Genomic DNA, 12893 nt, shown 5'->3' with positions numbered 1-12893 from the left:
AATGGAATTGTAGTACATAAAATTTAGTTACTTCTCTGCATCATAATTTGTTCTTCTAATTCATTTAAATATGCCCAGCGCTCCATTAGATGTTCTATTTCATCTTGAACATTCTTCTGCTCTTCCACTAGCTTTTGTAGGTATTCAAAATCACTACTTCCAGCATTAATCTTTTTGTCGATTTCTTGAAGTTCTATTTCTTTTTTCTCGATTACACCATCAATTTCTTCATGTTCCTTTTGTTCCTTATAAGTAAATTTTAGCGGCTTATTCTTTTTATCTTCATTGTCACTTTTACCCTTTTTATTTTCGTTATTGCTTGTTTTATCATCTTTAATATCTACGCTTACATCACTTAATATATCTAAGTTTTTTTCTATATACTCCTTATACTCAGAATAATTTCCTACATGTTGAATTATTTTTTCATTTCCCTCAAAACTAAATATTTTTTCCGAAACTCTATCTAAAAAGTATCTATCATGTGATACAGTTATAACCACCCCATTAAATTCATCTAAATAATCCTCCAGTACTGCTAAGGTTTCAATATCAAAATCATTGGTTGGCTCATCTAAAAATAGTACATTTGGAGCTTCCATAAGAATTCTTAGCAGGTATAATCTTCTTTTTTCTCCTCCAGATAATTTAGAAATAAAGGACCACTGGGTAGTTCCATCGAATAAGAATCGCTCTAGCATTTGGGAAGCCGTAATCTTTTCCCCATTTCCTGTTGATATATATTCTGCTCCTTCTTTAATATAATCAATAGCCCTCATATTTTCATCCATAGCACCGTTTTCTTGATTAAAATAGCCGAGTTTTACTGTTTCTCCCCATTCTATAAGCCCCTCATCTTGGCTTATACTTCCACTTAAGATATTCATAAGTGTAGACTTTCCAATACCATTAGGCCCTATAATACCCACTTTGTCACCCTTAGTAAACACATGACTAAAGTCTGAAATTAATTTTTTCTCACCAAAAGCTTTATAAATTTTATCCACATTAATAACCTTTTTGCCAAGTCTTGTAGATACTGATGATAACTCTAACTTTTCCTTTGAAATGTCAACTTTACTCTCTTGAAGCTCCTCAAAGCGGTCAATTCTGGCCTTTTGCTTTGTAGTTCTAGCTTTTGCTCCCCGCCTTATCCATGCCAGTTCCTTTTTAAATAAGCTCTGCCTCTTCCTCTCAAGTGCATCCACTAATGCCATTCTTTCAACTTTTTTTTCTAAGAATGTGCTATAGTTACCTTGATAGCTATATAAATTACCCCCATCAAGTTCAAGAATCTTATTGGTTATCCTATCAAGAAAATATCTGTCATGTGTAACCATGAGCACAGCGCCTTTTCTATTTTTTATAAAGTTCTCTAACCAATCTATTATTTTATTATCCATATGGTTTGTAGGCTCATCTAAAATTAACAAATCAGAAGGTGTTATTAATGCACTACACAGCGCTACTCTCTTTCTTTGTCCACCAGAAAGGTTTCCTACCTTCTCCTTGAAATTTGTTATACCAAGCCTGGTCAGTATAGTTTTAGCTTCACTTTGAACTTGCCATCCGTTAATTGCATCCATTTTATTATTAAGGTGCATTAAGGACTTTTGAAGCATTTCATCTTCTGGATTTTCATGCAAATCTTCTATAACAGCTTCATATTCTCTTATAACCTTCATAATGTCAGTATCACTTTTAAAAATCTGCTCTAGTACTGTAGCATCTGGATCAAACTCTGGGTTCTGAGGTAGATATTCTATATTTACCATGCTGCCCTTTAAAATTCTTCCCTCATCCGGAACTTCAAGACCAGCTATTATTTTTAAAAAAGTGGATTTCCCTGTACCATTAACTCCAAGCAATCCAATTTTATCTCCTTCACTTATACCTAGTGATACCTTATTAATGAGTATTTTCTCACTATAGCTTTTACTCACTTCTTCTATCGTTAACAAATTCATATATATACCATCCTTTTTGTGTAATAACACTACACCTTAATTATACCCAAATAAGTAGATAAGGGATAGTTAAATCATCATCTTTGATGTTGTTAAAATTAATAAAGAACCCTAGCAAATTCTAGCGTTCTTTATTATTATTAATTAGTTATTATCAATTTACAATCCATATCTTCATTATAATGAATAACAATAAACCCATAACTACAGCGGCTCCAATCATTATAGGCATTAGTATTTGAAATTGAGCTATAGTAATAGCTACAATATCCTTAAAACCCACTGCTTCATCACACTGCACATTCTTAGATTTTATGATTTCTAATCCTTTCCTTTTCCCCATATTTATCCCCTTTCGCCAGATTCATATAAATAGAATAACAAATTACTGTATTTATTATTCTATTTTCATATACCTAAATCATTATCCTATACAAGGTGACAAGCTACAAAATGTTCTCCGCCTACATCTTTATACTGCGGACATTCATTTTGGCACCTTTCCATAGCATATTGGCACCTAGTATGAAACTTACAGCCAGGTGGTGGATTTGCAGGGCTTGGAATATCTCCCTGCAAAATAATCCGTTCTCGCTTTAATGTGGGATCTGGTAATGGTACAGCAGATAATAATGCCTTTGTATATGGATGAAGAGGATTATTATACAATTCATTTTTTGGTGCCAGTTCCACCAAAGATCCCAGGTACATAACCCCTATTCTATGACTAATATGCTTTACTACACTTAAATCATGTGAAATAAATAAATATGAAAATCCCATTTTCTCTTGAAGATCACACATTAAATTTACTATTTGAGATTGAATTGACACATCTAGTGCTGATACTGGCTCATCTGCAACTATAAATTCAGGATTTAATATAAGGGCTCTTGCTATTCCTATTCTCTGCCTTTGTCCACCTGAGAATTCATGTGGATATCTTCTTATATGATAAGACGCAAGACCACAAATCTCCAGCACCTGTTGAACTCTAGCAGCGATTTCACTCTTAGGTAATAAATCATGGTCTAAAAGTGCCTCTCCAACTATTTGTCCTATAGTAAGTCTTGGATTAAGAGAGCTATATGGATCTTGAAAAATTATCTGCATTTGAGGTCTTATCTTTCTTAAATCCTTTTTTGATAAATCAAATACATTTTGATCTTTAAAATATACATCACCTTCTGTTTTATTTAAAAGTCTTAGAAGTGTTCTACCAACTGTAGTTTTACCACATCCCGATTCACCAACCAAGCCCAATGTTTCTCCCTTATTTATAGATAAAGATACTCCATCTACAGCTTTAACATAACCTACAGTCTTTTGAAGTATTCCACCTCTAATAGGAAAATATGTTTTTAAATTCTCGGCTCTAACTATTGCATCACCCACTTATTTCCCCTCCTCATATAAAAAGCAAGCTACCTTATGTCCTGGTTTTATCTCTCTAATAGTTGGTTGCTGCTTTCTACAAATATCCATAGCCTTTGAGCACCTTGCACAAAAATAACATTCTTCTGGCATATTAATTGGGTTTGGAACTTGTCCAGGTATTGAGTACAATCTATCCACATCTTTATCTAGTGATGGTTTAGACTTCATTAAACCTTCAGTATATGGATGCATAGGATTCTTAAATATCTCAATTACAGGTGCTTCCTCAATAACCTTACCAGCGTACATGACCACTACATATTCTGCCATCTCAGCTATTACTCCAAGGTCATGAGTTATAAGCATTATTGAAGTATTAAGCTTTTTCTTTAAATCCTTCATAATATCAAGTATTTGAGCTTGAATTGTTACATCCAGTGCTGTAGTTGGCTCATCTGCTATTAAAAGCTTTGGATTACAAGACACTGCCATTGCAATCATTGCTCTTTGCCTCATCCCTCCACTAAGCTCATGTGGATAACATTCCACTATCTCTTCTGCTCTTGGTACCCCAACTAACTTTAACATCTCTACTGCCTTTTTCTTAGCTTCATCCTTACTTGATTTTTGATGTAGCAAAATTACTTCTTCTATTTGGTACCCTATAGTAAATATAGGGTTTAAGGAGGTCATAGGCTCTTGAAATATTACAGCAATATCATTACCTCTTATGGCTCTCATTTCCTCATCCTTGAGTTCTAATACATTTTTATCTTCAAATAGAATTTCACCAGCAATTATTTTCCCTGGTGGTGACGGAATTAATCTCATTATGGACATAGCTGTAACACTTTTACCGCAACCTGATTCTCCTACAACACCTATTATTTCACCATGTTTAATGTTAAAACTTACATCATCAACAGCTTTTACAACTCCATCCTCTGTATAAAAATGGGTTTTTAAATTTTTTATTTCAACTAAATTTTTGCTCATATTATGCCTCCTAAACCTTTAGTTTTGGATCAATGGCATCGCGAAGTCCATCACCAAATAAATTTATGCCCATTACCGTTAAGAAAATGCATATTCCAGGAGGCGCCCAAATCCAAGGTTGGAATTGTAATATATATGCATTGTTAACTGACTGAACCATTTGACCCCAAGATGGTGTAGGCGGAGTAACTCCTAGCCCTAAAAAACTCAATGCTGATTCTGTTAGGATTGCACCACCTATACCTAAAGTAGCTGAAACTATTATAGACGCGTAAGTATTTGGTAGTAAATGACTAAATATTTTTCGACTATCTTTAAGACCTAAAGCTTCTGCCGCCTGCATAAATTCCTGCTCCCTAAGAGATAGTATTTGTCCTCGAACAATACGGCAAAGACCCGGCCATCCAAGTATACCTATGATAAACATAACTACGTACATCCTATACTGTGGAGGTACCTTTAAATCTGACATTACTGCTGCTAGCATTATAAGTAGTGGAAGCCCCGGAAAAGATAGAAATATATCAACTACTCTCATTATTATGCTATCTACTATTCCACCATAGAATCCTGCTATCCCACCTAATATACTTCCAATTAACACTTCTACAAGTACAGCTAGTACTCCCACTGTAAGAGATATTCTCCCTCCATACATAACCCTTGTTAAGACATCTCTTCCTATATCATCTGTGCCCAAAATATGTTTAAAAGATGGAGATGCTGATACATTAAGTAGGTCTATGGTTTCCATTTTATAAGGTGATATTATTGGACCAAACGCAGCCATCAGTACCATAAACAGAAGTATATACATTCCAAACATAGCTAGTTTATTTTTCTTTAATCTTTTTCTTATTATCTTCCAAGGACTCAAAATCTCTTCTCTTTTAACCTTCTTCACATTTGGTTTTACTTCTAGTTCCATTTTTACACCTCCTATTTTAGCCTTATTCTCGGATCAACTACGGCATAAGTAACATCTGCAATTAAGTTTCCAACTAAGGTTAACACTGCAAATAAGATATTTATTCCCATGAGCAGCGGGTAATCTCGTCCACTTACTGCTGCAATTCCTATGGGTCCTATACCAGGCCAACCAAAGATGCTTTCCGTAATGAAAGCTCCAGAAAATAATCCAGGAAGCCAAAATCCAAGTAATGTAATAACAGGAATCATTCCGTTTCTAAGAGCATGTTTATATATCACTACTTTTTCCTTAAGCCCCTTAGCCCTAGCAGTTCTTATGTAATCCTGCCTTATTACCTCTAGCATGCTAGATCTTGTATATCTCATAAGACCTGCCACGCTGCCTAAAGTAAGCACAATTAGCGGTAGTATCATATGACGAGCTACATCTAGTCCATAGGAAAGACCTGTTGCTACACTTCCTGCCGTTGTCATGCCGGTAACTGGCAATACTTGCAAATCTACCGCAAATATTTTTATGAGAAGCATTCCAAAAAAGAAAGAGGGCATTGAAATGCCTATCAGGGCAAATACGGTAAAAAATCCATCAAATCTTGAATACTGTTTAGTAGCAGAAATTACTCCGATGGGTATAGAAATTAATACACTTAGTATTAATGAAAGTATAGCTAGGTAAAAGGAATTCCACATATACGTGTTCATAACCTTTCCTACTGGTTGCTTAAAGTTAGTGGATTCGCCAAAATCCCCCTTAAGAACTCCACCTGCCCATCTAAGGTATTGCTGTGGCATTGGTAGATCTAGACCCATTTGGTGTCTTAATTCTTGTTTTCTTGCTGGCGTTAATCCTTTATCCATTTTGCCTGTTAATGCATCACCTGGCGCTAACTGCACTATAAAAAATATTAGTATAGATACCCCTATTAAAACTGGTATCATTTGCAGCAATCTTCTAGTTATATACTGCCTCATGATAATCCCCCTTTATAAACTACGCTTGGCATAGCCAAGCATAGTAAAATATATTAATATAATTTAAGTTTTGTTTACCTATTTAGCCTTAGGTTCAGTTAATTCTGCCTTTACAATTTGTTGAGTAAACTTAATATATGGTGATAAGCTTATCCCTTTAACCCTTGAGCTTACAGCCCACATCTCTTTACTTTGATCTAATAAAACATATGGAACTTCCTCTGTGAAAAGTTTAAACCACTGATCATATAACTTCTTTCTTTCTTTCTGATCTGTAGTCTTAAGAGCATCTGCCATTAATTTTTCACTTTCTGGATTTGTCCAATTTCCTGGATTATATCCACCAAGTTCTGCTTGTTTAGCTGAGAATATTCCTGATGGGTCCGGATCAATACTTAAACTCCAAGACATATTAAACATTTCAAATTTTTGCTCATCATAAACTTTTGTACATAAAGTGTTGAATTCCATTAATTCAGGAATAACATCTATTCCTATAGCCTTCCAATTCTCTTTTACTATTGGAATTAACATTTCAACGTATTTACTTCCTTGATAAGTCATCCAATGAATTTCAAATTTCTTACCATCTTTATATCTAAAGCCATCATCTTTTTTAAGCCATCCTGCTTCTTCTAATAATTGATTTGCTTTTTCAGGACTATATTCATATTTCTTTATATCATCTGTATATGCCCAAGAGACTTGTGACACTGGAGCATTGCAAATCTCAGCATATCCTTTATATCTAGCATCTATAAATCCTTTTCTATTTAATCCATAAGTAAGTGCTTGGCGTACTTTCACATCTTTAAACTTTTCATCCTTAATGTTTAAGCCCATATATCCATATCCATTCCCTGGATAAAGTTGCATGTCTATAAATCCAGCAGTTTTTAACATTTGAATATTCTCTGGTGATGTTGCAATTCTATCAATATCTACTTCACCAGCGGATAAAGATTGGATAGCTGTCTGAGCATTAGTAACCTTAAGTATTAGTTTATTAATTTTAGGTTCCCCAGCCCAATAATTAGGGTTTTTCTCAAAGTCAGCTTCTTGACCTGCCTTGTAATCCTTGAAAATATATGGACCCGCGCCCATTGGTTTTAAAAATAAATCTTTTAATTTTTTTGTATCACCTTTTTCAAATCCATAATAGTTCTTACACATGATTCCATATCCAAAATCAGCACCCAGTGCCGGAGCTTTAACTTCCGTTAATGTAAATGAAATTGTATAGTCATCTATAACCTTTATGCCTTCAACAGTTTTAGCATCGCCTTTGTTATATTCCGCGTACCCAACCAATTTATCTACTGAATCTGCTCTTGATCCATCATATTTTGGGTCACAGATAGCTGTATAAGAAAATTCCACATCCTTTGCAGTTAATTCTTCTCCATTACTAAATTTAATACCTTTGTTTAAAGTGAAAGTATATGTTTTATTATCCTCTGAAATACTCCATTTCTTAGCTACAAGCCCTATAGGATTACCTTGTACATCATTTGACATTAACCCTTCAAATACTAAGTCAGTAACATAGCTATCATCTACTGAACTTGAATATATAGGATTGAATTTTCCCTCTGGTGCCGTAAATCCAATAATCAAAGTATCTTTTCTATTCTTTGCTGTATTTGGTACTTTTTCTGGACTTACAGAAGCTATAACTTCTGATGCTTTTAAATCCTTATTTCCTTCACCAAGACCGCCTTTACCACACCCCGAAAATAGTAGAGTCATTGACATAGCTAAACTTAAAAAACCAGTAATTTTTCTTTTCAATGTTTTTTCCCCCTTTTATTTTATAAGTACTTTTGAGGCTTGAATATAAGTCTTCTATATAATTATATGTTTCACTAATTATATAATTCAACATTATTGCACCTTGACTAAATTATAGTATTTATTCTACATATTGCAATATTTTTTCTTCGACTTCTATTTCCTTCTGATTTTTTAGTGTTTTGTAGAATTATGAGCATTCTTATAATATTCTGAACTCTTACCGTTATGCATTTAATTTTTATTTTAGGTTTAAGTGCCACCCACGTGGCACGTGGCAAAAGTGACAACCTCTAGCGCATATAGATTTTATCCACATCCACAAGCTGTCTCCTGACTAATAAAAAAAGACACACAATTTCAAAAAAAATTGTGTGTCTTTCATATTTAGATATTTAGCTTTATATATTTTTTTTAAATTTTAGAATTTAATAAAACTTTTAACGATAACTTGTTACTTTATGGTACTAAATACTTAATTAAAGTGCCTTGTTTTATTTTATTTCCATTTGCATTGCATATATTATCATTAACTACTACATAGTATGTTCGCCCTTTTTCTAGTTGCTCTATTGGCGTTGCAATAACTGTATTATTATTAACCTCTAATTTTATTGCAATCCTTTTTCCAGTATCCTCAGCTATAAGTTCAATTCCTTGTGACCTTATACTTGACAAATCCACAGGTCCGTTAAAGTTAATCTTAAAATGTTTATCTGCATTTATATCCTTTTTTAAATCACTTAAAACCTTGTAATTATAAAAGAGATGAATTCTCCCATTAGTTAACTCTTCTTTAGTTGCTTTTCTCCATCCCTGATTAGTTCCTAAGTAGGCATTATCAGTAATACTTTTACTCAGTATGTAAGTATATGTATTCCAATATTCCTCACTTCTAGCCACTTCAAGATTAATATAAAATTCTCTTCCATCTAGGTCAATTCTCATATATCCTCTTTTATCTTCCTGTAAGCTTGTACCACTCAAAAGCAGGTTAGCGACCTTCAAGGAGTCAATTCCTTTATCCTTAACTTCAAAATCGGGAAATACACCAGTCTTATGGATTATATTTCCATATGGCGAGAAAAATTTCTCAGTGGTAATCTTAAGGAAGCTACCATCAGACAATGAGAACATTTGTTGTGCAACACCCTTTCCATAGGTTGTTGTGCCTACAAAAACAGCTTTATTATAGTCCTTAACAGCAGCTGCTAATATTTCTGATGCACTAGCAGAATACTCATTTATCAAAAATATAACAGGTTTATCTATTACTTTTCCATGATCAACAGCTTTATATTTTAACTTACTTTGTGATTTATCCTCCACGGTAATCGCAGTAGAATTGCCGATAAAATGACCCGCTATATCTAACGCTGCACTCATATATCCACCACCATTATTTCTAAGATCTATAATGTAGCTATTAGCTCCTAATCCCTCCATTTTCTTTAATTCTGCAGAAAACAAATCAGAAGTCTCCCCTCCAAAAGATGAAATAGATATATATGCTGCTTTCCCTGCTTGCATTTCACTTGTCACTGTTGCCACTTTTATTTCTCTACGTTGAATATTAAAATCAAGTATTTCCGTATTTCTATGCACTACTATTTTCACATAGCTACCAGCTTCACCCTTTATATATTTTGTTGCCTCCTCAGAAGAAAGACCGGCTAAGTTCTTGTTAGCTGCTTGTACAATAATATCTCCCGGTTTAAGTTCAGCCTCAAATGCTGGAGAATTCTCAAAAACCTTAGTTACCCTAACACCTTGTGGAACTATATCAATACCAACACCTATTCCATAAAATGTATTGTTTATACTATCTATAAACTCTGAATACTCCTGCTTTGTAAAATAATCTGAATAAGGGTCATTAAGCCTCTTAATCATTTCATTTAAATCTGTTGCACCTAATACATAGTCTGACACTGTGTTTACGTAATTGTTTTTTAAAACTATCCTACCTTCTTCAAGTATACTAGGCTGGGCTTGTACTTTTGTATATATAGGATTTAGAAATAACAATATTAAGAATATGCTTAATACTCTTTGAAACTTGTTCACCTTTTTAAAAGATTGTTTTCTCATATATTTCCCCCTTATCAACTGATATTATTATGATTCTCACAAATTAATCAATAGTTGTAACTCTATAATACTACAGGAAATTATACTAAGTAAATGATTAAGTTTTTTCTTAAGATAGGTGCTACATTATTAATGTTCGCAAATTAAATTTAGATACCAAAGTAATATAAAAAATGACCTCTGCCAACAATGCAGAGGTCACCTTTTTAATTATATATATAGTTTTTATAAAACTTTTGCTAAAAATTCCTTTGTTCGCTGATTAGTGGGGTTATTAAAGACTTCTTTAGGGGTTCCGTCTTCTAAAATAGCTCCATCATCCATAAATATTACTCTGCTTCCTACTTCTTTAGCAAATCCCATTTCATGAGTTACAACTATCATAGTCATCCCTTCCATAGCTAAGTCCTTCATAACTTCAAGCACTTCTCCTACCATTTCAGGATCTAAAGCAGAGGTTGGTTCATCAAAAAGCATTACATCTGGTTTCATTGCAAGAGCTCTTATAATTGCAATCCTTTGTTTCTGTCCTCCTGATAATTGCGCTGGGTAACTATCAGCTTTATCGCTAAGTCCAACCTTTTTAAGAAGTTCAAAAGCTAGTTTTTCTGCAGTTTCTTTTGAGATTTTTTTAACCTTTATTGGTGAAAAGGTTATATTTTCTAATATTGTCATATGTGGAAATAAATTAAATTGCTGAAATACCATGCCCATCTTTTGCCTTTGTGCATCAATATTATTATGTTTACTCGTTATTGAAACCTCTTGAAAATATATTTCACCAGAAGTAGGCTGTTCAAGTAAGTTAAGGCACCTTAAAAATGTGCTTTTACCAGAACCACTAGGTCCAATAACTACCATAACTTCTCCTTTTTCCACATGAAGATCAATGCCTTTAAGCACTTCTAATTTCCCAAAACTTTTTTTTAAGTTGCAAACTTTAATCATTAATATTCATCCTCTCTTCAACACGTTTCATAAACTTTGAAAGTGTAAATGTCATAATAAAGTATATAAAAGCTGAAACTAGTAATGGTTCAAAAGGTTTGAATATATTTCCTCTTACCGTATCTGCATTATAAGATAACTCATGAATTCCTATTACCGAAACTATAGAAGACTCCTTAATGATTACTATAAATTCATTTCCTAGCACAGGTATTATATTCTTAACTGCCTGAGGAATTATAATATTTAGCATAGCCCTATTATATGACATACCTAGCGACCTAGCAGCTTCCATTTGTCCCTTATCAATAGCATTTATACCACCACGGATAATTTCAGCTACATAAGCTGAACTATTAATAGAAAGTGCAAAAATACCTGCTGCCATATCCGGTAGTTCTATTCCGATATAAGGTAACCCATAAAAAATAATATATAATTGAACCAGAAGTGGAGTTCCCCTAATAATTTCAACATATGTTGATGCAATCATGTTTAAAATCACATTTCTGGATATTTTCATTAATGCAAAAATAGTCCCACCTATAACTCCTAAAAGTACTGAGAAAAATGCAATTATTAACGTAAACTTAGCACCATTTATAAAAAACATGTAATATTGGCTTAAAAATGAAAAATCCATACTCTATTCTCCCTATAACTTAAATGATTTTATTGTCTTTAGTATCTTTAAAATATCTATTCACTATACTAGTTTAATTTTAAATTATCCTACTCTGTAATGTTATTTGCATCTGCAACAAATTTATCAATAGTTTTTTCATTGATCAATCTATCTATGCTAGTATTTAAGAATTTTATTAAATCTTCATTTCCTTTTTTAACTGCTAGAGCCGAGCCTTCTTCTTTAGCTTTAATCTGCGCTTTTGTTAATGCTAAATCTGAATTTTGCGCCACGTATGCCTTAGCAACAGGTAATTCAACAATTACTGCATCTACCTTTTTAGTACTTAAAGAAAGCATAAGGTCTGATACTTTTCCAAGTGGTTTTATTTCTGAAGTTGCAAGTTGCTCAGTTGCTAATTCCTCTTGAACTGTACCTTTCTGAACTCCTACCTTTTTACCTTTTAAATCTTCTAAGGATTTAATTGTAGCTTCATCCCCAGCTCTTACAACAACACATTGAACTGCTGTATAATAAATTTTAGAAAAATCTACATTCTTTTTTCTTTCCTCTGTAGGATTCATTCCTGCTGCAATAAGGTCTATATTTCCTGTTTCAAGTGCTGCAGTTAATCCGTCAAACTTCATATCCTTTATTTCAATCTCAACACCTAGGTCTTTTGCAATTTCTTTTGCTATATCTATGTCAAATCCCACAATTGTGTCCTTACCATCAATTGATTTATGAAATTCATAGGGTGGATAATCTGCACATGTGCCTATAACTATTTTTCCTTTTTCCTTGAGTTTGTCCACCATTGAAACCTTAGCTGATACGTTTTCTGTCTTAGTTCCTGAGCATCCCGATAGTCCTATTGCTATTAAACCAGTCATTATTATACTAATTATTTTTTTACTATTATTACTTTTCATTTTTTATTCCTCCTCGTATATATTACTGCTATTATAATACATCTTTTTGCATAATCATGCAATACTTTTTTGTAATATTTTCGAGTGTTTTTTTATATATTTTCTTTAAGCTTGCATTGCAAACGTTTTCTAATCATTATAGTTAAATTAAGTATTTAATGCATTTTTTAGAACAGCTCATGTTTATGCATAATAATGCATAAACTATTGTGAAATCAACATATTATTTCAATTAAAAAAATCGCCTTTAGGCGACTTTTTAGT

Annotated in this window: 11 protein-coding genes; all 11 read right to left on the bottom strand. The window is 33.1% G+C overall.

Annotation, left to right across the window (positions count from 1 at the left end; translation table 11 throughout):
* Positions 1-23: 23 nt before the first annotated feature.
* Entirely contained in the window at positions 24-1967 is a 1944-nt protein-coding gene (locus LGK97_RS07635; RefSeq protein WP_226259163.1) for an ABC-F family ATP-binding cassette domain-containing protein, read from the bottom strand.
* Positions 1968-2121: 154 nt separating this feature from the next.
* Complete coding sequence (locus LGK97_RS07630; RefSeq protein ID WP_226259162.1) at positions 2122-2310, bottom strand: hypothetical protein; 189 nt, start codon at positions 2308-2310, stop codon at positions 2122-2124.
* An 86-nt stretch (positions 2311-2396) separates the two neighbouring features.
* Positions 2397-3362, bottom strand: a complete 966-nt coding sequence (locus tag LGK97_RS07625) for an ABC transporter ATP-binding protein (RefSeq protein WP_226259161.1) — start codon at positions 3360-3362, stop codon at positions 2397-2399.
* Complete coding sequence (locus LGK97_RS07620; protein WP_226259160.1) at positions 3363-4340, bottom strand: ABC transporter ATP-binding protein; 978 nt, start codon at positions 4338-4340, stop codon at positions 3363-3365.
* Between the two features lie 10 nt (positions 4341-4350).
* On the bottom strand, positions 4351-5268 hold the full coding sequence (opp4C, locus tag LGK97_RS07615; protein ID WP_226259159.1) for an oligopeptide ABC transporter permease: 918 nt from the start codon (positions 5266-5268) through the stop codon (positions 4351-4353).
* Positions 5269-5279: 11 nt separating this feature from the next.
* Complete coding sequence (locus LGK97_RS07610) at positions 5280-6242, bottom strand: ABC transporter permease (protein ID WP_226259158.1); 963 nt, start codon at positions 6240-6242, stop codon at positions 5280-5282.
* A gap of 78 nt (positions 6243-6320) precedes the next feature.
* Entirely contained in the window at positions 6321-8033 is a 1713-nt protein-coding gene (locus LGK97_RS07605) for an ABC transporter substrate-binding protein (RefSeq protein ID WP_226259157.1), read from the bottom strand.
* Between the two features lie 459 nt (positions 8034-8492).
* Positions 8493-10124: a S41 family peptidase gene (locus tag LGK97_RS07600; RefSeq protein WP_226259156.1), complete on the bottom strand. Its 1632-nt coding sequence runs from the start codon at positions 10122-10124 to the stop codon at positions 8493-8495.
* A gap of 225 nt (positions 10125-10349) precedes the next feature.
* Positions 10350-11072, bottom strand: a complete 723-nt coding sequence (locus tag LGK97_RS07595) for an amino acid ABC transporter ATP-binding protein (RefSeq protein WP_226259155.1) — start codon at positions 11070-11072, stop codon at positions 10350-10352.
* Positions 11065-11715 carry an amino acid ABC transporter permease gene (locus LGK97_RS07590; RefSeq protein ID WP_226259154.1) on the bottom strand — a complete coding sequence of 217 codons (651 nt, stop codon included), beginning with the start codon at positions 11713-11715 and terminating at the stop codon, positions 11065-11067. Before LGK97_RS07590 ends, LGK97_RS07595 begins: the two co-directional genes overlap by 8 nt.
* 89 nt (positions 11716-11804) lie before the next feature.
* Positions 11805-12629 (bottom strand): transporter substrate-binding domain-containing protein, encoded by an 825-nt coding sequence (locus LGK97_RS07585; protein ID WP_226259153.1) that lies wholly within the window; start codon positions 12627-12629, stop codon positions 11805-11807.
* Between the last annotated feature and the right edge of the window lie 264 nt (positions 12630-12893).

This window comes from Clostridium sp. CS001, assembly GCF_020443565.1.
Taxonomy (GTDB): domain Bacteria; phylum Bacillota; class Clostridia; order Clostridiales; family Clostridiaceae; genus Clostridium_AD.
The sequence above is the reverse complement of the archived record's forward strand: the minus strand, read 5'-3'. Positions and strand labels throughout refer to the sequence as shown.